The sequence below is a fragment of the Amycolatopsis orientalis DSM 43388 genome, assembly GCF_000411975.1.
Taxonomy (GTDB): domain Bacteria; phylum Actinomycetota; class Actinomycetes; order Mycobacteriales; family Pseudonocardiaceae; genus Amycolatopsis; species Amycolatopsis orientalis_D.
This window is the reverse complement of sequence record NZ_ASXG01000099.1, coordinates 79724-100320: the sequence shown is the minus strand read 5'-3', so window position 1 is coordinate 100320 and position 20597 is coordinate 79724. Positions and strand designations below refer to the sequence as shown.

At 70.4% G+C, this 20597-nt stretch carries 23 protein-coding genes; 19 read left to right on the top strand and 4 right to left on the bottom strand.

The genetic code is table 11. The annotated features are described in order from the left end of the window. Window positions 1–46 precede the first annotated feature (46 nt). Window positions 47–1540, top strand: coding sequence for a CoA-acylating methylmalonate-semialdehyde dehydrogenase (locus L942_RS19785; RefSeq protein WP_037362461.1), 1494 nt, complete (start codon window positions 47–49; stop codon window positions 1538–1540). A 15-nt stretch (window positions 1541–1555) separates the two neighbouring features. Here L942_RS19785 and L942_RS19780 read toward each other — a convergent pair whose 3' ends face one another. From L942_RS19780 to L942_RS19765, 4 genes are read right to left on the bottom strand one after another with little or no spacing between them, the layout of a single operon-like run. After that, entirely contained in the window at window positions 1556–2077 is a 522-nt protein-coding gene (locus L942_RS19780; protein ID WP_037362459.1) for a hypothetical protein, read from the bottom strand. Continuing rightward, window positions 2074–3306: a PPE domain-containing protein gene (locus tag L942_RS19775; RefSeq protein ID WP_037362457.1), complete on the bottom strand. Its 1233-nt coding sequence runs from the start codon at window positions 3304–3306 to the stop codon at window positions 2074–2076. The genes L942_RS19780 and L942_RS19775 overlap by 4 nt, the downstream gene beginning before the upstream one ends. Beyond that, window positions 3303–3626: a type VII secretion target gene (locus tag L942_RS19770; protein WP_037362455.1), complete on the bottom strand. Its 324-nt coding sequence runs from the start codon at window positions 3624–3626 to the stop codon at window positions 3303–3305. Before L942_RS19770 ends, L942_RS19775 begins: the two co-directional genes overlap by 4 nt. After that, entirely contained in the window at window positions 3626–4120 is a 495-nt protein-coding gene (locus tag L942_RS19765) for a YbaB/EbfC family nucleoid-associated protein (RefSeq protein WP_037362597.1), read from the bottom strand. Before L942_RS19765 ends, L942_RS19770 begins: the two co-directional genes overlap by 1 nt. A gap of 221 nt (window positions 4121–4341) precedes the next feature. Here L942_RS19765 and hrcA point away from each other — a divergent pair, with 221 nt between their 5' ends. The 18 genes from hrcA to L942_RS19675 all read left to right on the top strand — a co-directional run bounded on the left by hrcA (window position 4342) and on the right by L942_RS19675 (window position 19886). Next, window positions 4342–5367, top strand: a complete 1026-nt coding sequence (gene hrcA / locus L942_RS19760; RefSeq protein ID WP_037362453.1) for a heat-inducible transcriptional repressor HrcA — start codon at window positions 4342–4344, stop codon at window positions 5365–5367. A 51-nt stretch (window positions 5368–5418) separates the two neighbouring features. Next, window positions 5419–6582: a molecular chaperone DnaJ gene (gene dnaJ, locus L942_RS19755; protein WP_037362451.1), complete on the top strand. Its 1164-nt coding sequence runs from the start codon at window positions 5419–5421 to the stop codon at window positions 6580–6582. 2 nt (window positions 6583–6584) lie between these two features. Next, window positions 6585–7337 (top strand): 16S rRNA (uracil(1498)-N(3))-methyltransferase, encoded by a 753-nt coding sequence (locus tag L942_RS19750; RefSeq protein WP_037362449.1) that lies wholly within the window; start codon window positions 6585–6587, stop codon window positions 7335–7337. 429 nt (window positions 7338–7766) lie between these two features. Beyond that, entirely contained in the window at window positions 7767–8144 is a 378-nt protein-coding gene (locus L942_RS19745) for a histidine triad nucleotide-binding protein (RefSeq protein ID WP_037362448.1), read from the top strand. Between the two features lie 93 nt (window positions 8145–8237). Further along, window positions 8238–9284, top strand: coding sequence for a PhoH family protein (locus L942_RS19740; RefSeq protein WP_037362446.1), 1047 nt, complete (start codon window positions 8238–8240; stop codon window positions 9282–9284). After that, window positions 9281–9832 (top strand): rRNA maturation RNase YbeY, encoded by a 552-nt coding sequence (gene ybeY, locus L942_RS19735; RefSeq protein WP_037362443.1) that lies wholly within the window; start codon window positions 9281–9283, stop codon window positions 9830–9832. The genes L942_RS19740 and ybeY overlap by 4 nt, the downstream gene beginning before the upstream one ends. A gap of 9 nt (window positions 9833–9841) precedes the next feature. Then, window positions 9842–11167, top strand: a complete 1326-nt coding sequence (locus L942_RS19730) for a hemolysin family protein (protein ID WP_037362442.1) — start codon at window positions 9842–9844, stop codon at window positions 11165–11167. Next, window positions 11160–11498 (top strand): hypothetical protein, encoded by a 339-nt coding sequence (locus L942_RS19725; RefSeq protein WP_037362440.1) that lies wholly within the window; start codon window positions 11160–11162, stop codon window positions 11496–11498. The genes L942_RS19730 and L942_RS19725 overlap by 8 nt, the downstream gene beginning before the upstream one ends. Further along, entirely contained in the window at window positions 11495–12394 is a 900-nt protein-coding gene (gene era / locus L942_RS19720) for a GTPase Era (RefSeq protein WP_037362438.1), read from the top strand. Before L942_RS19725 ends, era begins: the two co-directional genes overlap by 4 nt. 76 nt (window positions 12395–12470) lie before the next feature. Then, window positions 12471–12800, top strand: a complete 330-nt coding sequence (locus L942_RS19715; RefSeq protein ID WP_037362436.1) for a CD225/dispanin family protein — start codon at window positions 12471–12473, stop codon at window positions 12798–12800. Further along, on the top strand, window positions 12791–13246 hold the full coding sequence (locus tag L942_RS19710; protein WP_162472749.1) for a DUF2752 domain-containing protein: 456 nt from the start codon (window positions 12791–12793) through the stop codon (window positions 13244–13246). The genes L942_RS19715 and L942_RS19710 overlap by 10 nt, the downstream gene beginning before the upstream one ends. Window positions 13247–13421: 175 nt before the next feature. After that, window positions 13422–14597 carry an RDD family protein gene (locus L942_RS19705; RefSeq protein WP_051166103.1) on the top strand — a complete coding sequence of 392 codons (1176 nt, stop codon included), beginning with the start codon at window positions 13422–13424 and terminating at the stop codon, window positions 14595–14597. 45 nt (window positions 14598–14642) lie between these two features. Next, entirely contained in the window at window positions 14643–15101 is a 459-nt protein-coding gene (locus L942_RS19700; protein ID WP_037362434.1) for a CD225/dispanin family protein, read from the top strand. A gap of 49 nt (window positions 15102–15150) precedes the next feature. Beyond that, window positions 15151–15927, top strand: coding sequence for a DNA repair protein RecO (gene recO, locus L942_RS19695; RefSeq protein ID WP_037362432.1), 777 nt, complete (start codon window positions 15151–15153; stop codon window positions 15925–15927). 26 nt (window positions 15928–15953) lie between these two features. After that, complete coding sequence (locus L942_RS19690) at window positions 15954–16772, top strand: isoprenyl transferase (RefSeq protein WP_037362430.1); 819 nt, start codon at window positions 15954–15956, stop codon at window positions 16770–16772. Then, the gene (locus L942_RS19685) at window positions 16769–17188 is read left to right on the top strand and encodes a YbjN domain-containing protein (protein ID WP_037362428.1); all 420 of its coding nucleotides are present in this window, start codon (window positions 16769–16771) and stop codon (window positions 17186–17188) included. The genes L942_RS19690 and L942_RS19685 overlap by 4 nt, the downstream gene beginning before the upstream one ends. A 926-nt stretch (window positions 17189–18114) precedes the next feature. Beyond that, window positions 18115–19134, top strand: coding sequence for a permease (locus L942_RS19680; RefSeq protein ID WP_037362590.1), 1020 nt, complete (start codon window positions 18115–18117; stop codon window positions 19132–19134). Next, the gene (locus tag L942_RS19675; protein WP_037362426.1) at window positions 19131–19886 is read left to right on the top strand and encodes a TIGR03943 family putative permease subunit; all 756 of its coding nucleotides are present in this window, start codon (window positions 19131–19133) and stop codon (window positions 19884–19886) included. The genes L942_RS19680 and L942_RS19675 overlap by 4 nt, the downstream gene beginning before the upstream one ends. Window positions 19887–20597: the final 711 nt, after the last annotated feature.

The window sequence follows — 20597 nt, the reverse complement described above, 5'->3', positions numbered from 1 at the left end:
CCTCGCCCGGAGACTCGGGGACACCCGACCGGAAGGAGCGGACGTCGTGACCGACCGCATCAGCCATTGGATCGACGGCAAGCCGGTCGTCGGCTCCGGCCGCACCGGCGACGTGTACGACCCGGCTACCGGCCAGGTGAGCGCACAGGTGGACTTCGCCGGACCGGCCGAGGTGGACCAGGCCGTAGCCGCCGCGGCCGCCGCCCTGCCGGGCTGGCGGGACACGTCGCTCGCCGGGCGCACGCGCGTGCTGTTCGCCTTCCGCGAGCTGCTTCAGGCGCGCAAACACGAACTGGCCAAGATCGTGACGAGCGAGCACGGCAAGGTCGAATCGGACGCCGCGGGCGAGGTCGCGCGCGCGATCGAGAACGTCGAATACGCGTGCGGCGCGGCACAACTGCTCAAGGGCGGATTCAGCGAGAACGCGTCCACCGGCGTCGACGTCTACTCGATCCTGCAGCCGCTCGGCGTGGTCGGCGTGATCTCGCCGTTCAACTTCCCCGCGATGGTGCCGCTCTGGTTCGTGCCGAACGCGTTGGCGTGCGGCAACACCGTGGTGCTCAAGCCGAGCGAAAAGGACCCGTCCGCCGCGCTGTTCATCGCCGAACTGCTCGCCGAAGCGGGCCTGCCGCCCGGCGCGTTCAACGTGCTGCAGGGCGACAAGGTCGCCGTCGACGGGCTGCTGGCGCACCCGGACGTCAAGGCGATCTCGTTCGTCGGTTCGACGCCGATCGCCCGCTACGTCTACGAAACCGGCACCAGCCGCGGCAAGCGCGTCCAGGCGCTCGGCGGGGCGAAGAACCACATGGTCGTCCTGCCGGACGCCGACCTCGACCTGGCCGCCGACGCCGCCGTATCTGCCGGTTTCGGCTCCGCGGGGGAGCGGTGCATGGCGGTCTCGGTGGTGGTCGCCGTCGAGCCGATCGCGGACGAACTGGTCTCCAAAATCGCCGACCGGATGCGGAAACTGCGCGTCGGGGACGGACGCAAGCCGTCGTCGGAGATGGGTCCGCTGGTCACCCGGGCGCACCACGAGCGTGTTTCGTCCTATGTGGACGCCGGAGTCGCCGGAGGCGCGGAACTGGTGATGGACGGCCGGGGCGTGGAAGCAGACGGCGCGAACGAGGGATTCTGGCTCGGCCCCACGCTTTTCGACCGCGTCACGCCCAGTATGTCGATCTACACCGACGAAATCTTCGGCCCCGTGCTGTCCGTCGCGCGAACGACCAGCTTCGACGACGCGCTCGCGCTCGTCAACGCCAACCCGTACGGCAACGGGACGGCCGTCTTCACCGGCGACGGACGGGCGGCGCGCCGCTTCCAGAACGAGGTCGAAGTCGGCATGGTCGGCGTCAACGTGCCCATCCCGGTGCCAGTCGGCTACTACTCGTTCGGCGGCTGGAAGGATTCGCTGTTCGGCGACACGCACGCGTACGGGCCGGAAGGATTCCACTTCTTCACCCGCACCAAAGTGGTCACCTCGCGGTGGCCGGACACCTCGCATGCCGGGGTGAACCTGGGTTTCCCGAAGAACTCCTGAAAAGCCCGGGGCCGCCTACCCGGCAGGGAAGGCGTTCAGCAGCTTCGTCGCGCGGGGCACGACGCAGACGGTGTTGTTCCGGTCGCCCTGGATCTGCGCGTACATCGCGCGGCTGACCCAGTACTGCTTCCCGCCGACGGCGATTTTCCGGTTGGTCTTGTTGCCGTACCGGTCCTTATCCAGGCCCTTAGCGATCACGTACGGCCGGTCAGGCGGCTTCTCGCTGTCGAAATCGTGGGTCCACCCGGTGATCACGACGACCGGGTCGCTGAGCGCCCGGTACCGGCGGGCGCACAGCACCACGCCGGCCACGATGAGCGCGAGCCAGAACGGGGCCGCCGCCCAGCTCTGGCCGGCATTGGGGCCGCTCAGCATGCCGGTCGTCAGCGGGAGGACGACCGCGAGCGCGACGAAGACCACCACGATGCCGAGCATGATCCAGAACATGATGTCGAGGATCTCGCCGCGCTGCGAGGGATGCAGCCGCCCGCTCAGGTTCGCGGCGGCTACTTCCCGAGGATCGGCCTCCACCGTCATTTCGGCTCGCCTTCGCCGCCGCGCTCTTCCTTCGCCCGCTCCTTCTCGTAGGACTCCGCGGACTCGCGGGCGCGGTCGATCTGCTCGTTCTCCTGGCGGCGTCCTTCGGTGACCACGCCGATGGTGTCGGCCCGGTTCCAGGCCGGCTTCCCGGCCTGCGCCGGGTCGTTCCAGCTGTTGGGGCTGAGCGCGTGCCTGCCGTCCTCGGTGTAGGGCTTGACGTGGTCCTCCAGCTTTTCCTGGCCCGGGATCTTGTCCTTCCACGCGTCGTGCCACCGTTCGGCCTTGTCCGGCACCGACTCGTCCACATGCGACTTCCCGGCGTCGCGCGCGGCGCTCTTGGCGTCGAGGCCCTTCTGCTCCGCGCGCGCGGCCACGTCCACGCTCTTGTCGGTCAGCTTGTCCGCGCCCTTGCCGATCTTCTTGAGCGCGTTCGACGCGTCCTCGATCGCGCTCTTCGCCTTGCCCGCCTTCTGCGCGAGCTTGTCGAGCTGCTCGACCACCTTCGCGATCCGGCTGGAGATCTTCTCGGCCAGGATCCCGCCCTCGACGACCGTGTCGGCGATGAACGCGGCGATCGTGCCGCCGAAGGTGCACCACGAGGCAGCGAGCGCGGCGAGGCCCTTGACGATCAGCTCGCCGACGAACGACGAGATCATGTCGCGGATGATGCCCCGCTCGGTCCCGACCAGCGCGGCGGCCACCTGCATGCCTGCCGAGGTGCCCTTGGCCTGCCCGGACGCGCCCTTCAGCGTCGCCACGTACCCCGCGGCGGTGTTCTGGTAGGCCGAACCGCCCTGGCCCTGGAAGTCCGGCCGGACTTTCGCCGCGGCCTGCTCGTACTCGCCCGCGCTTTTCTCGAGCTGCTTGGCGATGTTCTCCCAGGTCGTGGCCTTGGCCGTGACCGCTTCGGGATTGCCGGCGAGCTTGTCCAGGCCGTCCTTCAGGAAGCTGATGTGCTCGATGAGCCAGCCCACGCCCGCGCTGGCGAGCGCGCCGAGCGGGTCCATCGCCACCCCGAGCAGGTCCAGGCCGTCGGTGACGGCGTCCAGCCCCAGGTTGACCCAGTCCCCGGCGCGGGCGTCGGTGATCGTCGCCGCCACGTCGTTGAAGATCCCGGACCCGGAGGTCTGCGCGTTGAGGTTGTTCCATTCGTTGTCCGAGGAACCCATGTTCGTCGTGGCCCCGGACGGCGCTTCGGCCGTCGCGACCAGCGGGTTGCCGCTCATGCCGGGATCTCCTTGCCGAAGCCGTCGATCGTGCTCTTCGCGTGCTGCTCGTGGGTGTCGTAGGCGTCGTGCGCGCTCTGCAGCCGGTCGGCGATGTCGTCCGCGGCGGCCGCGACCTGGCCGATGAAGATGCCGGCGGACCCGGTGAACGTCTCCATCACCGCGGCGAAGGGCTGCCCGATGATGCCGAACGAAAGGTCGCCCACGGCCTGGCCCGCGGCGCACGCCTGCGCCGCGGTGTGCACGCCCTGCGCGATGTCCTGCACGTCGCTCTTGTGCTGCTGCAACGCGTCGAGGTGGACTTGGTACCCGTCCGCCATCAGTTCCTCCCCAGGATCGAGCCGCCGCCGTAGTAGTCGTCGTCCGTCGGGTCCGGCGCCGGGCGGGCGGGCCGGGACGGCGGAGCGGGCCGGGCGGGCGGAGCGGAATCGTCCTGCGCGTCGAAAAATTGCGGCTGCGGCGGCGAAGGCGGGGCCGTTTCCTCCGGAACCTCCGGTTCCGGGATTTGTTCCTCGAGGAATTTCATGGCGTCGCTGTGCTCGCCGATCACCGGGGCCATGATCGCGGTCAGCTGCTGCGCCGCCTGGGCCTGGGCGCGCCGGGCGGTGGCCAGCACGGCGGCCGCGAGGGCGGCGCGCGGCATCTCGTCGGCGCGGGAGCCGAACTGGAGTTCCTGCAGCGCACCGGCGGTGTTGACGGTCGCGGTGACCGCGCCGTCCGGGCTCGTCGCGGTCGCCGACACGTGCTTCAGCCGTTCCTGTGCCTCGGCGGCCCGCTGCCGGATTTCGGCGATTTCGGGAGAAAGTGCGTTCATGTCGGCCACTGCTTTCGGCTGGGGCGGTTCATAGTCTTTCCGAGGCAGAAAACCGGCTCTCGGTTCCCCGTGCAAGCGAAGATCCGAGTTGCCCGGTTCGTCGCTATTGAAAATTGTTTGCCTCCCTTTTACCCGGGGGCGGCGGGACCGGAGGGCGCGCCGGGCACTGACGGGTCCGTAAACTCGTTGTGAGGAGCAGGAGGACCGCGAAGGAGGTGCCGGTGGCGAACACGGAAGAGCGTCGCTTCGAGGTGCTGCGCGCGATCGTCGCCGATTACGTCGCCAATCAGGAGCCGGTCGGCTCGAAGACGATCGTCGAGCGGCACAACCTCGGTGTTTCCAGCGCCACTGTGCGCAACGACATGGCCGCCCTGGAGGAAGAGGGCTACATCGCCCAGCCGCACACCAGCGCCGGAAGGATCCCCACCGACAAGGGGTACCGGCTGTTCGTCGACCGGCTGTCGGAGATCAAGCCGCTGTCCGCGGCCGAGCGGCGCGCGATCACCACCTTCCTCGACTCGGGCACCGACCTCGACGACGTGCTGCGCCGGTCGGTCCGGCTGCTCGCCCAGCTCACCCGCCAGGTCGCGGTGGTGCAGTACCCGATGCTCACCAACACCGTCGCGCGCCACCTCGAAGTGGTCCCGCTCACGCCGGCGCGGCTCATGCTCGTGCTGATCACCGACTCCGGCCGGGTCGACCAGCGCACCGTCGACCTCGGCGACGTGGTCACCGAGGAGACCGTGCTGCGCCTGCGCACCGTGCTCAACGGCGCGCTCGCCGGGCGGCGGCTGTCCGACGCGGCGGCGAACGTGGCCGAACTGCCCGAGGGCGCGCCGCCGGACCTGCGCGACCACCTCACCCGGATCTGCACCACACTGGTCGAATCGCTGGTCGAGCACCCGGAGGAGCGGATCGTGCTCGGCGGCACCGGGAACCTCACCCGCAACGTCGCGGACTTCCCCGGGTCGCTGCGCCAGGTGCTCGAAGCGCTCGAGGAACAGGTGGTGGTGCTGAAGCTGCTCGCCGCGGCCCGCAACCCCGGTGCGGTCACCGTGCTCATCGGCGAGGAAAATGAGGACGAGCAGATGCGCAGCACCTCGGTCGTGTCGATCGGCTACGGCCGGGACGACATGCTGCTCGGGGGAATGGGCGTCGTCGGGCCGACCAGGATGGACTACCCCGGCACGATCGCGGCGGTCCGCGCGGTCGCCAACTACGTGGGGCAGATCCTGTCCGGCCGCTGACCGGCGGCAGGCCGGGGACGTGGCGGAACACGAAGGAGAAGGCAGAGCAACGTGGCGAGGGACTACTACGGGATCCTCGGGGTGGCCAAGAACGCGAGCGATCAGGAGATCAAGCGCGCGTACCGCAAGCTGGCCCGCGAGCTCCACCCCGACGTGAACCCGTCGGAGGACGCCCAGCACCGCTTCGGCGAGGTGACCACCGCGTACGAGGTGCTCTCCGATCCGCAGAAGCGCAAGATCGTCGACCTCGGCGGCGACCCGATGGACCCGGGCGGCCGCGGCGGCGGGGGCGGCGACCCGTTCGCCGGCTTCGGCGGGCTCGGCGACATCATGGACGCCTTCTTCGGCGCGGCAGGCGGAGGCGGCGGACGCGGCCGCGGGCCGCGCAGCCGCGTGCAGCCCGGCTCCGACGCGCTGATCCGGCTCGGCCTCACCCTCGAGGAATGCGCGACCGGCGTCGACCGCGAGATCACCGTCGACACCGCGATCGTCTGCGACCTGTGCCGCGGCGCGGGAACCGCCGAGGGCACGAGCACCAAAACCTGCGACACCTGCGGCGGGGCCGGCGAGGTCCAGTCCGTGCAGCGGTCGTTCCTCGGCCAGGTCGTCACCGCGCGCCCCTGCCCGGTGTGCCGCGGCTTCGGCGAGGTCATCCCCGACCCCTGCCGCCAGTGCGGCGGCGACGGCCGGATCCGGTCGCGCCGCGGAGTCACCGCGAAGATCCCGCCGGGCGTCGGCGACGGCATGCGGATCCGGCTGTCCGGCCAGGGCGAGGTCGGCCCCGGCGGCGGCCCGGCGGGCGACCTCTACGTCGAGATCGACGAGGCCCCGCACGAGGTGTTCGTCCGCGAGGGCAACGACCTGCACTGCAACTTCCGCATCCCGATGACCACCGCGGCGCTCGGCGCGACCGTCCCGATCGCCACCCTGGTCGACGGCGACTACGAACTCGACATCGAGCCCGGCACCCAGCCCAACACCGAACTGGTGCTCACCGGCAAGGGCATGCCGCGGCTGCGCTCGTCCGGCCGCGTCGACGGCCGCGGCGACCTGCACGTCCACATCGACGTCGTGGTGCCGACCAAACTCGACGAGGCCCAGCGCGACCTGCTCGTCGACCTGGCCCAGCAGCGCGGCGAAGAGGTCCCGACGCTCGCCGCCAACGGCAGCAAGCACGGCGGCCTGTTCTCCAAGCTGCGCGCGAAGAACCGCTGACTGTGCCGGACACCACCCTGCCGGTCTTCCTCGCCCCGGAAGTGCCCGCCGAAGGCCGAGCACTGCTCGACGGCGAGGAAGCCCGGCACGCGGCCACGGTGCGCCGGCTGCGCGTCGGCGAGCAGCTCGTGCTCTCCGACGGCGCCGGCGCGATGGCCCGCTGCGCCGTCGACGCCGTCGAAGCGGGCCGCGCGGCCTCGGTCACCCTCACCGTTCTCGAACGCTGGCACGAAGAACCGCCCGCGCTGCGCGTCCACGTCGCCCAGGCGCTCGCCAAAGGCGACCGCGGCGAACTGGCCGTCGAACTCGCCACCGAAGCCGGCGCGGACGCGATCGTGCCCTGGCGCGCCGCCCGCAGCGTCGCCCGCTGGGACGACGGACCCCGCGGCGAAAAAGCCCTCGCCCGCTGGCGCGCCACCGCCCGCTCAGCCGCCAAACAAGCCCGCCGGGCCCACGTGCCCGCCGTCGCCGAACCAGCAGGCACCCGCGAACTCGCGCAACTCGCCGCCACGATGTCCGCGACCCTCGTCCTCGAATCCGGCGTCACCAGCAAACTCACCGACCTCGAACTGCCCGACGGCGGCGACCTCCTCCTCGTCGTCGGCCCCGAAGGCGGCATCACCGACGACGAACTCGCCACCCTCGAAGCCGCCGGAGCCGTACCGGTTCGCCTCGGTCCCACCGTCCTGCGCACCTCCACCGCGGCCGCTGTCGCACTAGGCGCGCTGGGCGTCCTCACCGGCCGCTGGCACTGACCGCCGCACCCCGCGAAACCCCCAACATCCACGCCAGGTGATGGCGCGCCGCACCCCCGCCAGCTACTCTGCTTCGCAACGTGCGAACCCGAGGGTTTCAGGCCGCCCGCAGCCGGGCATTACCCTCGAGTACGCGAACCCGAACCCCGCCGGGCACCTCCCCCCTCGGTCCGGCGGAGCCGCGGCGGCGGTGGAGCGACCCCCAGGCTCCACCGCGCCGCGGCGTCTTCGAATCGCTGGCGCGATTCTTCGCCGCCGCTGGTTTCGCTATTGCTCCCGGGGGGCCGAGCCCCCCGGACCCCCACGGTGCGGTGGCTGCGTCTCGTTCATCCGTTGCGTGGGTGCGTGGGTGCGTGGGTGCGTGGGGTGGTTGCGTTTCGTTCGTCTCTCGCCTGGGTGCTTGCTGGGTGGTGTTTGTAGGGTGGGCGCATGAGCGATGGCGAGGCTTCCGAGACGTTGTTCGAGCGGATCATTGCCGGGGAGATTCCGGCGGACGTGGTGTACCAGGACGACGCCACGTTCGCGTTCCGCGACATCAATCCGCAGGCCCGGGTGCATGTGCTCGTGGTGCCGCGGAAGAGGTACCGGAACGTCGGGGAGCTGGCGGAGGCGGATCCGCAGCTGCTGAGCGCGGTGTTGCTGACCGCGCGGAAGGTGGCGGAGCTCGAGGGGATCGCCGAGAGCGGGTATCGGGTGGTGTTCAACACCGACGCCGACGCCGGGCAGACGGTCTTCCATGTGCACGCCCACGTCCTGGGCGGGGAACAGCTCGGATTGTTCGGGCGGCCGCAGGCCGGGGTGCACTGAAACCGGGCTGCGGGCCGGGGAGCAGGGCAAGTAGCATTCAAGAGTCCCTGTACGTCGACTTGCGAAGTGCGCAGAAAGCAGGACCGAGGCCACGTGGCCGGAACTGAGACGGGCGGAGCCGCCCGACCTGACAATCGGGTGTCTGCCGAGGCACAGGCTCGATTCCCGATCCCGGAGGCGGCTCAGCTGAGCCTGCTGGGGTCCCGGGACGAAAACTTGCGGGTGGCCGAGGACCTGCTGGCCGCGGACGTGCACGTGCGCGGCACCGAGGTCACGCTCACCGGCACCCCCGCGGACGTGGCGTTCGCGGAACGGGTCTTCGCCGAACTGGTGCAGCTCGCCGAGGGCGGGCAGCAGGTCGGCCCGGACACGGTGCGGCGGACCGTCGGGATGCTCTCCAGCGGCGACGGATCGCCCGCGGAGGTGCTGAGCCTCAACATCGTGTCGCGGCGCGGCAAGACCATCCGGCCCAAGACGCTCAACCAGAAGCGATACGTGGACGCGATCGACAAGCACACGATCGTTTTCGGCATCGGCCCCGCCGGCACGGGCAAGACCTACCTCGCGATGGCGAAGGCCGTCCAGGCGCTCCAGGCCAAGCAGGTCACCCGGATCGTGCTCACCCGCCCCGCGGTCGAAGCGGGGGAGCGGCTCGGATACCTGCCCGGCACACTGAACGAGAAGATCGACCCGTACCTGCGGCCGCTCTACGACGCGCTGCACGACATGGTCGAACCGGAGTCGATTCCGCGGCTCATGCAGGCGGGCACGATCGAAATCGCCCCGCTGGCCTACATGCGCGGCCGTACGCTTAATGACGCCTTCATCATCCTCGACGAGGCGCAGAACACCACGCCCGAGCAGATGAAGATGTTCCTCACCCGCCTCGGGTTCGGCGCCAAGATCGTCGTCACCGGCGACATCACCCAGATCGACCTCCCCGGCGGGCAGCGCAGCGGGCTCCGCGTCGTGCGCGACATCCTCGGCGGCGTCGAGGACCTGCACTTCGCCGAGCTCACCAGCCAGGACGTCGTCCGGCACAAACTGGTCGGCGACATCGTCGACGCGTACGAGAAGTGGCAGGCCGTGCAGGACGCGCAAGAGCAGCAGACCGGCGGCTGGAAAGGCGGCCGCCGATGAGCATCGAGATCGCCAACGAATCCGGCGTCGACGTCGACGAGGCGTCGATCGTCTCCGCCGCGCGCTACACCCTGGAGAAAATGGAGGTCAGCCCGCTCGCCGAGCTGTCCATCCTGTGCGTCACCCTCGAGGTGATGGAAGACCTCCACGAACGCTGGATGGACCTGCCCGGGCCCACCGACGTCATGGCCTTCCCGATGGACGAACTCGACTCCTCCCGCCGCCCCGACGCGCCCGACTCCTCCCCGGCGCTGCTCGGCGACATCGTGCTCTGCCCGGCCTTCGCCAAAGACCAGGCGAAAACCGCGGGCCACCGGCTGATCGACGAGCTGCACCTGCTCACCGTCCACGGCTGCCTCCACCTGCTCGGCTACGACCACGCCGAACCCGCCGAGGAACGCGAGATGTTCGGGCTGCAGAAGCGGATCCTCGGCGAATTCCAGGCCGCGGTCGCCGCGCACGAGGCGCGCAACGTGCAGCGCGACGTCGACGACCGCGTGCTCGGCATCGCCGGGCTCGACGCGCCGCGGCCCGGGGAAACGCCCTAGGCTCCGACGATGGGAAACCCCCCGGCACAGGTCGTCGTCGCGGTGACGCTGGTGCTGCTCGCGGGCGTGTTCGCCGCCGCGGACGCCGCGGTCGGCACGGTGTCGCAAGCCCGAGTCGACGGCCTCGTCCGCAACGGCCGCGTCGGAGCCCGCCAGCTCGCCGCGGTCGTCGCCGAACGCCGCAGGCACATCAACCTGCTGCTCCTGCTGCGGCTGGCCTGCGAACTCACCGCCACGGTGCTGGTCACCGTGTCCTTCGTCGCCTGGTTCGACCGGCTGTGGCTCGCGATCCTGGTGTCCGCGGTCGTCATGGTCGTGGTCAGCTACGTCCTCATCGGCGTCGGCCCGCGCACCATCGGCCGCCAGCACCCGTACCGCGTCGGCACGATCGTCGCCGGACCGGTCCGCGCCCTCGGCACCGTCCTCGGCCCGCTGTCGCGGCTGCTGATCGTGCTCGGCAACGCGATCACCCCCGGCCGCGGCTTCCGCGAAGGCCCGTTCACGTCCGAAGTCGAACTGCGCGAACTGGTCGACCTCGCCCAGGAACGCGGCGTCGTCGAGGACTCCGAACGCGAGATGATCCACTCGGTGTTCGAACTCGGCGACACCGTCGCGCGCGAGGTCATGGTGCCGCGGACCGAGATCGTGTGGATCGAACGCACCAAAACCGTGCGCCAGGCCCTCGCGCTCGCGCTGCGCACCGGCTTTACCCGCGTCCCGGTGATCGACGACTCGGTGGACGACATCGTCGGCGTGGTCAACATCAAAGACCTGATGCCCGAGTACATGAGCCCGGACGGGCCGAGCACGGTCGTCGGCGCGGTGATGAACCCGGCGAGCTTCGTGCCCGACTCCAAACGGCTCGACGAGCTGCTCAAGGAAATGCAGCGCACGCACAACCACATGGCGATCGCGGTGGACGAGTACGGCGGCACCGCCGGCCTGCTCACCATCGAGGACATCCTCGAGGAGATCGTCGGCGAGATCACCGACGAATCCGACGCCGACGAGCGCCCCGAAATCGAGGAGCTCGAGGACGGTTCGGTCCGCGTGTCGTCCCGGCTCGGCGTCGACGACCTCGGCGAACTGTTCGGCATCGACCTCGAAGACCATGACGTGGAGACCGTCGGCGGGCTGCTCGCCGAGCGACTGGGTAGGGTCCCGCTGCCGGGGGCCGAAGCCGAGGTCGCCGGCCTTCGGCTGTTCGCCGAAGGGGGCAAGGACCGCCGCGGCCGGATGCGCATCACGTCCGTGGTCGTCCGGCCGTCGTCGGCGCGCCCGCGCACCCGCCCGCCCCAGCCCGAAGAACACGACAGGAGAGTCGAACATGCCTGACCTCGACGCCGAGGACCAGAAGCTCGTCACGCTGGCCCGTTCGGCCCGCGCCCGCACCGGCGCGGACGAAGGCGCCGCGGTCCGCGACAGCGACGGCCGCACCTACGCCGCGGCCACCGTCGACCAGCCGTCGTTCAAGCTCACCGCCGTGCAGGCCGCCGTGGCCGCCGCGCTGTCCAGCGGTGCGGAAGGCCTCGAAGCCGCCGCCGTGGTCACCGCCGACGCGCTGGTCGCCGAGGCGTCCGTGCACGCGGTCCGCGACGTCTCCAAGGCCGCGCCGATCATCTTCGCCGACCCGTCCGGCGCCGTGGTCGAGGTGCTGCACTCGTGACCGAACCGCACCGTTCCGGTTTCGCCTGCTTCGTCGGCCGCCCCAACGCGGGCAAATCGACGCTCACGAACGCGCTCGTCGGCACGAAGGTCGCGATCACCTCCAGCAAGCCGCAGACCACCCGGCACGCCATCCGCGGCATCGTGCACCGCGACGACGCGCAGCTCGTGATCATCGACACGCCGGGCCTGCACCGCCCGCGCACGCTGCTCGGCCAGCGGCTCAACGACATCGTGCACGAGACCTGGTCCGAAGTGGACGTCGTCGGGTTCTGCGTGCCGGCCAACGAGAAAATCGGCCCCGGCGACCGGTTCATCGCCGCCGAGCTGAAGAAGATCGCCCGCCGCACCCCGGTGATCGGCATCGTCACCAAAACCGACCTGGTGAAGCCGGAGCAGGTCGCCGAGCAGCTGGTCGCGCTGCAAGACGTGATGGAGTTCGCCGACCTCGTGCCGGTGTCCGCTGTGGACGGTTTCCAGGTGCAGACGGTCGCCGACCTGCTGGTGCAGCGGCTTCCCGAGGGCCCGCAGCTGTACCCAGGCGGCGAACTGACCGACGAGCCCGAGCAGACCCTCGTGGCCGAGCTGATCCGCGAAGCCGCGCTCGAAGGCGTCCGCGACGAACTGCCGCACTCCATCGCGGTGACCGTCGAGGAAATGCTCCCGCGCGAGGACCGCGACGACCTCATCGACGTCCACGCGCTGCTGTACGTGGAACGCCCCAGCCAGAAGGGGATCATCCTCGGGCACAAGGGCGAACGGCTGCGCGAGGTCGGCGCGACCGCGCGCAAGCACATCGAACGGCTGCTGGGCACGAAGGTCTATCTCGACCTGCACATCAAGGTGGCCAAGGACTGGCAGCGGGACCCGAAGCAGCTGCGCCGGCTGGGTTTCTGACCGGTAGTGATCGTGCCCGGCGGCGCGGGCGGGTAGCGTCAGGCCGGACCGCACCCGAATTGTCCAGGGGGACCGCATGACCGGCCCGTATCCGCCGCAGGGCCCGTACCCTCCGTCGTACGGCTATCCGCCGCAGTACCCGCCGCCGCCGGACAGCAATCTGGTGTGGGCGATCCTGGCGACGGTGTTCTGCTGCCTGCCGCTGGGCATCGTGGCGATCGTCAAGGCCAGCCAGGTGAACACGTTGTGGTACCAGGGATACGCGGCCGAAGCGCACCGCGCGGCGGACGAGGCGCGCAAGTGGGCGATGTGGTCGGCGCTCAGCGTCGCCATCCTGATCGGGCTGTACGTGCTCGTCGCGCTCATCGTGCTGCTGGTCGCCGGGAACGTGCTCTGGTGGCACTGAACACCGTCTACACCGGACTGCCGGCGCGCGGAACCCGTGCGGTGGCAAGGGCTCTCGCCGGTCCCGCGGCCGCGGCGGGCGGGATCGGCCTCGGCTGCGTCGCGGTGTGGTTCGGCGATCCGACCACTCCCGGCGGCCCGCTCCCGGTGTGCCCGACGAAGCTGCTTTTCGGGATCGACTGCCCCGGCTGCGGCGGCCTGCGCATGGCCTACAGCGTGCTGCACGGCGATTTTTCCGCGGCGCTGCACTACAACGCGGTGGCCTTGGCGTTCGTCGCGTTGTTCGCGTGGAGCGGCCTCGCTTGGACGACGGGACGGCTGCGCGGCCGCATGGTGCGGTCGTGGCTGCACTGGCGCTGGACACCGCACGTCGTCGCGGTCGTGTTCGTCGTGTGGTTCGTGGTGCGCAACCTTCCGTTCGCGCCGTTCACCAGCCTGTTCGTGTGAGTTCGCCTCGTTTTCGCTGTCCCTGGAACCGATTCGGCGGTCTTCGCGTCCAACGAGTCACCCGAAGCGGACACCTGCTCGGCCTCGCGTCGCCGCACGAGGTACGCTCCCGCGCACTGACGTGTCCACCGTGGACCCGGCCAGGCCCAGTTCGCAGCGACGAGGGGGACACTCGATGACCTATCCCTACGGCCAGCCCGGCGGCCCGCCGCAAAGCGGACCGTCGTTCGGCGCGCCGCCGGGACAGCAGCCGCCGGGCTACCCCCAGCCGTACGGTCCCGCCCGGGTCTACGCGGACTGGGGCCAGCGCGCCGGCGCCTACCTCATCGACTTCGCCCCGCTCCTCGGCGGGATCATCGTCGCACTGCTCGTGTCGATCGCGTCCGGCATCGCGGGCGCGATCGTCTACGCCCTCGCGATTCTCGGCAATCTCGCCTGGACGGTCTTCAACCGCTGGATCAACGGCGGCAACACCGGCCAGTCGCTGGGCAAGAGGATCGTCGGCATCAAACTCGTCAGCGAGGCCACCGGCGAACCGATCGGCGCCGGGATGGCGTTCGTCCGCGACGTCGCGCACGCGCTGGACAGCATGGCGTTCGCCCTCGGCTACCTGTGGCCGCTGTGGGACGACAAAGCGCAGACGTTCTCGGACAAGATCCTCAGCACGATCGTGGTGCCCGCCGAGCCCGCGGGCGCGCCGGGCGGCATCGGCCAGCCGGGCGGGTATTCCGCCCAGCCTGGCGGGTTCGGTCAGCCGGGGCAGCCCGGCGGATTCCCGGGGCAGCCCGGTGGTTTCGGCCAGCCCGGCCAACCCGGTCAGCCCGGTGGATTTCCCGGTCAGCCCGGCGGATTCGGGCAGCCGGGCCAGCCGGGCGGACTCCCGGGACAGCCGGGATTCGGGCAGCCCGCCTCGGGCGGGTTCCCCGCCCAGCCGCACCCCGGTTCTCCCGCCGCGCAGCCCGGATTCGCCGCCCCGCAGCCGGGCTTCGGCCAGCCGCCGGTCCCGGGAACCCCGCCGCAGCAAGGATTCGGCCAGCCGCAGCCCGCGTTCGGGCAGCCCGGCCAGCCGCAGCCCGCGTTCGGCCAGCCCGGCCAGCCGCAGCTGCCGTTCAGCCAGCCCGGTCAGCCGCAGCCGGGTTTCGGGCAGCCGCCCGCCGCGCCGCAGCCGCCCGGTCCCGCGCCGTTCGACCAGCCCGAGCCGACGCAGGTCGTGCGCCCGCCCGCACCCCAGCCACCGTCCGAAGCGCCCGGCTCCGCCGAGCGCACCCAGGTCGTGCCGCCGGCCGGCGAGCCGGAAGCGACGCAGATGATCAAGCCGGATACGCCGAAGCCCGGTCCGGCCCAGTCCTGATCCGCACCGGATCACGGTAAGTACGAGGAACTCGGGGGAACCCAGATGACCAATCCCTACGGCCAGCCCCAGCAGCCCTACGGCGGCCAGCCGCAGCAGCCTTACGGCCAGCAGCCGTACCCGCAGTCCGGCCCGACGCCCGCGCAGCCGTACCCGCAGCAGCCCTACGGCCAGCCCGCGCCGTACGGCCAGCCTGGTTTCGGCGGCGCGCCCGGCGGCGACCTGAACGCCATCAAGGACTACAAGGGCTGGGCGATCGGCTGCATCTTCCTGATGTGGATCCTCGCGATCTTCGCGATCATGAAGTCGAACGAGGTCCAGTCGTACAAGATGCAGGGCAACTACGCGATGGCCCAGCAGGCGTCGCAGACGACGAAGACGCTGTGCCTGATCGCCACCATCCTCGGGGCGCTGGGCTGGCTCGTCGCGATCATCATGATCATCATCGGCATCACGGCCGCGTCCGAGGTGCACAGCTACTACTGCACCGGCAGCTACTGCTGATCCAGGGTGTCCCGCCCCGGCATCGACGGCGAAGTGCGACGATGTCGGGGTGGTGAACCTCTACCGCGACACCGGGGTGGTGCTGCGCACGCACAAGCTGGGCGAGGCCGACCGGATCGTCACCCTGCTCACGAGGCGGCACGGCAAGGTCCGGGCCGTCGCGAAGGGCGTGCGGCGCACGTCGTCGCGGTTCGGGGCGCGGCTGGAGCCGTTCGGGCACGTGGACGTGCAGTTCTATCCGGGCCGGTCGCTCGACGTCATCACCCAGGTCGAGACCGTCGACGCGTTCGCCCTGCCGCTGGTGGCCGACTACCAGCGCTACACCGCGGCGAGCGCGATCGCGGAAACCGCGGACCGGCTCTCGGCTGAAGAGGGCGAACCGGTTCTGAAGCTGTATCTGCTGGTCGTGGGCGCGTTGCGGGCCCTGGCCGGCGGACAGCGGGACGCGTCCCTGGTGCTCGACGCGTTCTTCCTCCGGGCCATGGCCTACGCCGGCTGGGCCCCGGCGATCACCGAATGCGCCCGCTGCGGCCTGCCCGGCCCGCACGCCGCGTTCAACGTCGCCGCGGGCGGCTCGATGTGCCCGGACTGCCGCATCGCCGGTTCGGTGCATCCCGCACCCGAGGTGCTGACTCTGCTGGACGCGCTGCTGCAGGGGGAGTGGGCGGTCGCGGAAGCGGCGCCGGGGATCACCCGCCGGGACGCGTCCGGCCTGGTCGCGGCGCATCTGCAGTGGCATCTGGAGCGGCAGTTGCGGTCGCTCCCGCTCGTGGAGCGGCGTGCCCGGGAGGCCGCCGGGCCGGGCCCAGTAGGGTCGGCCGGGTAGGAAGTCCATTCTTCAGGAGGCCGCGAGTGCTGCGCAGGGGACGGGAGACCCGCTCGACCGGGTACGAGCTGCGGGCGCCGGATCCGCATCCCTCCGGCGCGAAGCCGCCGGAAATCCCGCCGGACCTGGTGCCGAAGCACGTCGCGCTCGTCATGGACGGCAACGGCCGCTGGGCCAACCAGCGCGGCCTGCCGCGGATCGAGGGCCACAAACGCGGCGAGGCCGTGATGATCGACGTCGCGAGCGGCGCGGTCGAAATCGGCGTGAAGTGGCTGTCGGTGTACGCCTTCTCGACGGAGAACTGGAAGCGGAGCCCCGAGGAAGTGCGGTTCCTCATGGGCTTCAACCGCGACACCATCCGCCGCCAGGTCGACTACCTCGGCTCGATCGGCGTGCGCATCCGCTGGGCCGGGCGGCGGCCGAAGCTGTGGGCGAGCGTGATCAAGGAACTGCAGATCGCGGAAGAGAAAACCAAGCACAACACCAAGCTCAACATGACGATGTGCGTCAACTACGGCGGCCGCGCCGAACTGGGCGACGCGATGCGCCGGATCGGCCAGGACGTCGCGGCGGGGAAGATCAACCCGGACAAGATCGACGAGCGCACCGTCGCGAAGTACCTGTACCAGCCGGAAATGCCGGACGTGGACCTGTTCCTGCGGCCGTCCGGGGAACAGCGGACCTCGAACTTCCTGCTGTGGCAGTCGGCATACGCGGAGATGGTGTACCAGGACACGCTGTTCCCGGACTTCGACCGGACCCACCTGTGGCAGGCGTGCCTCGACTTCGCGAAACGCGATCGCCGGTTCGGCGGTGCGGTGGACCAGGCAGGGAGCGCGAAATGAGCACCGCGGAAGCCGCCGAGACCGGCGCACTGCTCGCCCGGGCGCGCGAAGCACTGGAACGCTACCTGGAAGTCCACGTCGACGACGACGGCGCGATCACGTTCTCCCACGCGGACGTCCCGTGCGTCATCCAGGCCACCCGCCTCGCCGACGGCCTGACGGTGCTCAGCCTGACCTGCGTGGTGGCCTGGGACCAGCCCGACGACCCAGGCCTCGCCGCGGCGGTCGCCGAGCGGGCCGGACAGGGGTTGTTCGGGACGCTGGGCGTGGGCCACACGGAGCGCGGGATGGACGTGACGCTGCGATACGCGTTCCCGGCGGAAGGGATGGATCCTTCGCCGCTGGGGACGTTGCTGATGCTGGTGGTTTCGACTGCTTCGCAGCTTCGGACGGAGTTGCCGGGAGTGGAGGCCTGAGGCTGTTCGTGGGGGTTCGCTTCCTGCGGTGCAGTTGGCCGGGTTTTCGCGAGTTGGCCAGTTGCTTCCGGTTGGGGCTCGCTTCGCGTTCTTGGCCGGTCGGCCGCTCGCTTCCGCCGTCTTGCCGCTTGCTTGGCTGGGGACCTCTCGGGTCTGGTTCAGTTGGTGCGCGTTCGGTTTCGTTGGTCGGCGGCGTGCTGGGCTGCGGCCGCTCCGGCGGCGCGAGCGGCTCTTCTTCCCGCACCGGCTCGGGGGTCTCCGGTTTCGCCGTCGCCCCGCTGATCGCGGTCTGCTTGGCTGCGGCCTCTGGTTACCGCCTTTGCTGCTCGCGGCGAAAGCCCCGTCCGGTAGGTGCTTGGTTGCGCCTGCATCGCCGTGGACATCTCGCTGTCGGCGCTTCCGATTGCGGTGGGTGTTGCCGCGCGGCGTGCGTTTGGCTTCTGACTACGGCCCGTGCGGCTCTCTCGTTGCTGGCTCTGCAGTTCGCAGTGGATGCTTCTGCTCGGCGTGCGTTCGGCTTCTAATTACGGCCCGTGCGGCTCTCTCGTTGCTGGCTCTGCAGTTCGCGGCGGTTGCTTCTGCGCGGTTGCTGCGGCCCGCTTGGTCGGGCGCGTCTCGTCGGTAGCTTCGCTGTTGCGGCGGAATCCCCGCGCGAGGTCCGTCCGGTTTTGTGATGTGCCGTCGGAATCGCCGAGGACCTCTCGTGACCGCCTCCGACGCTCGCGCCTGAGCCTGCTCGTCTCCCTCGATGCGCCGCCAACCTCTTCCAGTCAAGAGATCCACGCCGCGTTCCCTTCTCCACCGCGCCCGATTCCGCCCCGTTTCTCCCTCCCAATCGGGTGACATTCCGCAAAACCGGCGCGAGGGGACCCTTCGCGACACCGGCGGCTGGGGTTCTGTCGGACCCGGCTGGCATCATCGCCGTCGTGGAAACTCTTTCCAGCAACGCCGCCGAGAAGCGCCCCCGCACGCGGCGGTTCCGGATCAGCTCCGTCGAAATCCTGTGCGCCGTGCTGTTGGTCGCCGTCCTCGGCCAGAGCAAGCTTCAGGATCTCTTCGACGTGCCCGCGCTGCGCACCGGATCCACCGTGTTCGTCGCGGTGTGCGTGCAGGCGCTGCCGTTTCTCGTGCTCGGCGTGCTGATCAGCGGTGCGATCGCCGCGTTCGTGCCCGCCCGCGCGCTGGAACGGGTGCTGCCGAAGAAAGCGCCGGCCGCAGTCGGAGTCGCCGGGCTGGCCGGAGTCGCCTTGCCCGGTTGCGAATGCGCGTCGGTGCCGGTGGCACGCCGGTTGATCGGCCAAGGCGTCGCGCCTGCAGCCGCGCTCACGTTCCTGCTCGCCGCACCCGCGGTGAACCCGGTCGTGCTGGTGGCCACCGCGGTCGCGTTCCCCGGCCGCCCGGAAATGGTGTTCGCCCGGTTCGCCGGCTCGCTCGCCACCGCGATGGCGATGGGCTGGATCTGGGCCCGCTGGGGCAAGCTCTCCTGGATCACCGAGCGGGCGCTGCGCCGTTTGCCCGACGTCCAACCGGGACAGCGATGGCGCGTCTTCGCCGAAACCGCTCGCACCGATCTCGTGGAAGCCGGCGGTTTTCTCGTCCTCGGCGCGCTGATTTCCGCCTCGCTCAACGTTCTCGTGCCCGCGAAGTGGTTCGAAGTGTTGTCCGGGCAGATCATCGTCGGCGTCGTGGTGATGGCGGTCCTGGCTGTTGTCCTCGCGTTGTGCAGCGAGGCCGACGCGTTCGTCGCCGCTTCGCTCACCGCGGTGCCGTTGCTGCCGAAGCTGGTGTTCCTGGTGGTCGGCCCGGCTATCGACGTCAAGCTTTTCGCTTTGCAGACAGGCACTTTCGGCCGCTCCTTCGCCACGCGGTTCGCCCCGGTCACCTTCGTGGTGGCGATCGCCTGCGGCACCGTAGCGGGCGTGATTTTCCTCGGAGGCGTCCGATGAGGCGCGAAACCCAGAACGTGCTGCTGATTCTCCTCGGCGGTGCCCTCGTGAAGATCGCGCTCAACGGCGACTACTTGCGCTACGTAAAACCAGCCCAGCAACCATGGATCATCGCCGGCGGTGCGGTGATGCTGCTGCTGGGCGCGACAGCCATCATCCGCGACATCGCAACCGCGCGCGCCGCGGCAAAAGCCGTCCACGAGTCCGAAGCACACACCGAACATCCAGACGCGCACGGCCACCACCATCACCCGGCGCGCTCGGCCTGGCTGCTGGTCGTTCCGGTACTGGCGGTATTCCTGGTCGCCCCGCCCGCACTCGGCGCGGATTCGGTCACCCGCACCGAAGCACGCCTGCCCGCCAGCGCCGCGACCACGTCCGCCGCCGCGTTCCCGCCGCTCCCCGCCGGAGCAGTGGTGCCGATGGCGATGAACGAGGTCGTCACGCGCGCGGGCTGGGACGCCAACGGAACCATGAACGGACGCACGGTTCAAATCTCCGGATTCGTCGTGCACACCGGAGGCCAAACCTTGTTGGCCCGCATGGTGATCAGCTGCTGCGCCGCCGACGCGGCCCCCGTCACCGTGCACCTAAAGGGCGGTGGTGCCGACCGCTTCCCGAGCGACACCTGGCTGCGCGTCGCCGGCCAGATCGTGCCGGGCACCGCGACCGAAGCCAACAGCTACACGCCGGACCTGATCCCAGCGACCGTCGAGCGGATCACCGCGCCGAAGGACCCGTATGAATACTGAACGGACCGGCGCTCTCGACCCCTACGCCCCGACCCCTTCGGAGCGCGGACCGCCGAGCCAACCCGCCCGGTGCACCTGAGCTCCCTCGCCCGAAGCAGCCCGGCTTCGCGTGCCCGCTCAAGCCCGTCGCTTGAGACGTGCCCGAACCGCCCCTGGATCGCGATCGGCCCGAGTCCGCTCAGAGTTGCGAAACCCCGCAGCCAGACGCTCGCCGCAGCTCCGCTTGCCCGTCGAACCCTGGATGAACCACGCGCCGCCAGCCAGCTCGGAACGGCCCGCCACCACACACCGAGCCCGGTTCAGATGTCCAACAGACCGGACCGCTCCAGCCGCCGCCGGAGCAGGCCATCGTTGGCACCGCAGTCCTGGTCCACGACCCCGGCTGAGCCGAAGCCCGCCCGGCAGCTGTGCGCGTTGTGGCTCCTCGCTCCGCAGCCCGCGAGATTCCGGAGCCAACCGCTCGACGAGCCGGAACCGCTCGGCCCACCCGCAGCAGGTCGCGCCGGACGGAGGCCACCTCGCGTGCCCGGCCCGCCTGGCACCGGGGCTAAACGCCCGTGCGGCCCACGCCCGGACAACGGTCAGCGCGCGTGCTTGGCGACCCGGAGCGCTCCGCTCAGCCACAGCGCGGGGCTCGTCCTGGCGCAGGTCATCTCGCGTGCCCTGCCCGCCTGGCACCGGGGCTAAACGCCCGTGCGGCCCACGCCCGGA

Bases quoted from the DNA above. Each gene is read 5' to 3' on its own strand.
- L942_RS19780 (WP_037362459.1), bottom strand. From the start codon at position 2,077: ATGACGGTGGAGGCCGATCCTCGGGAAGTAGCCGCCGCGAACCTGAGC.
- L942_RS19765 (WP_037362597.1), bottom strand. From the start codon at position 4,120: ATGAACGCACTTTCTCCCGAAATCGCCGAAATCCGGCAGCGGGCCGCC.
- L942_RS19700 (WP_037362434.1), top strand. From the start codon at position 14,643: ATGACCAATCCCTACGGCCAGCCCCAGCAGCCCTACGGCGGCCAGCCG.
- L942_RS19775 (WP_037362457.1), bottom strand. From the start codon at position 3,306: ATGAGCGGCAACCCGCTGGTCGCGACGGCCGAAGCGCCGTCCGGGGCC.
- L942_RS19705 (WP_051166103.1), top strand. From the start codon at position 13,422: ATGACCTATCCCTACGGCCAGCCCGGCGGCCCGCCGCAAAGCGGACCG.
- L942_RS19725 (WP_037362440.1), top strand. From the start codon at position 11,160: ATGCCTGACCTCGACGCCGAGGACCAGAAGCTCGTCACGCTGGCCCGT.
- L942_RS19730 (WP_037362442.1), top strand. From the start codon at position 9,842: ATGGGAAACCCCCCGGCACAGGTCGTCGTCGCGGTGACGCTGGTGCTG.
- ybeY (WP_037362443.1), top strand. From the start codon at position 9,281: ATGAGCATCGAGATCGCCAACGAATCCGGCGTCGACGTCGACGAGGCG.
- L942_RS19675 (WP_037362426.1), top strand. From the start codon at position 19,131: ATGAGGCGCGAAACCCAGAACGTGCTGCTGATTCTCCTCGGCGGTGCC.
- L942_RS19685 (WP_037362428.1), top strand. From the start codon at position 16,769: ATGAGCACCGCGGAAGCCGCCGAGACCGGCGCACTGCTCGCCCGGGCG.
- L942_RS19715 (WP_037362436.1), top strand. From the start codon at position 12,471: ATGACCGGCCCGTATCCGCCGCAGGGCCCGTACCCTCCGTCGTACGGC.
- L942_RS19770 (WP_037362455.1), bottom strand. From the start codon at position 3,626: ATGGCGGACGGGTACCAAGTCCACCTCGACGCGTTGCAGCAGCACAAG.
- L942_RS19745 (WP_037362448.1), top strand. From the start codon at position 7,767: ATGAGCGATGGCGAGGCTTCCGAGACGTTGTTCGAGCGGATCATTGCC.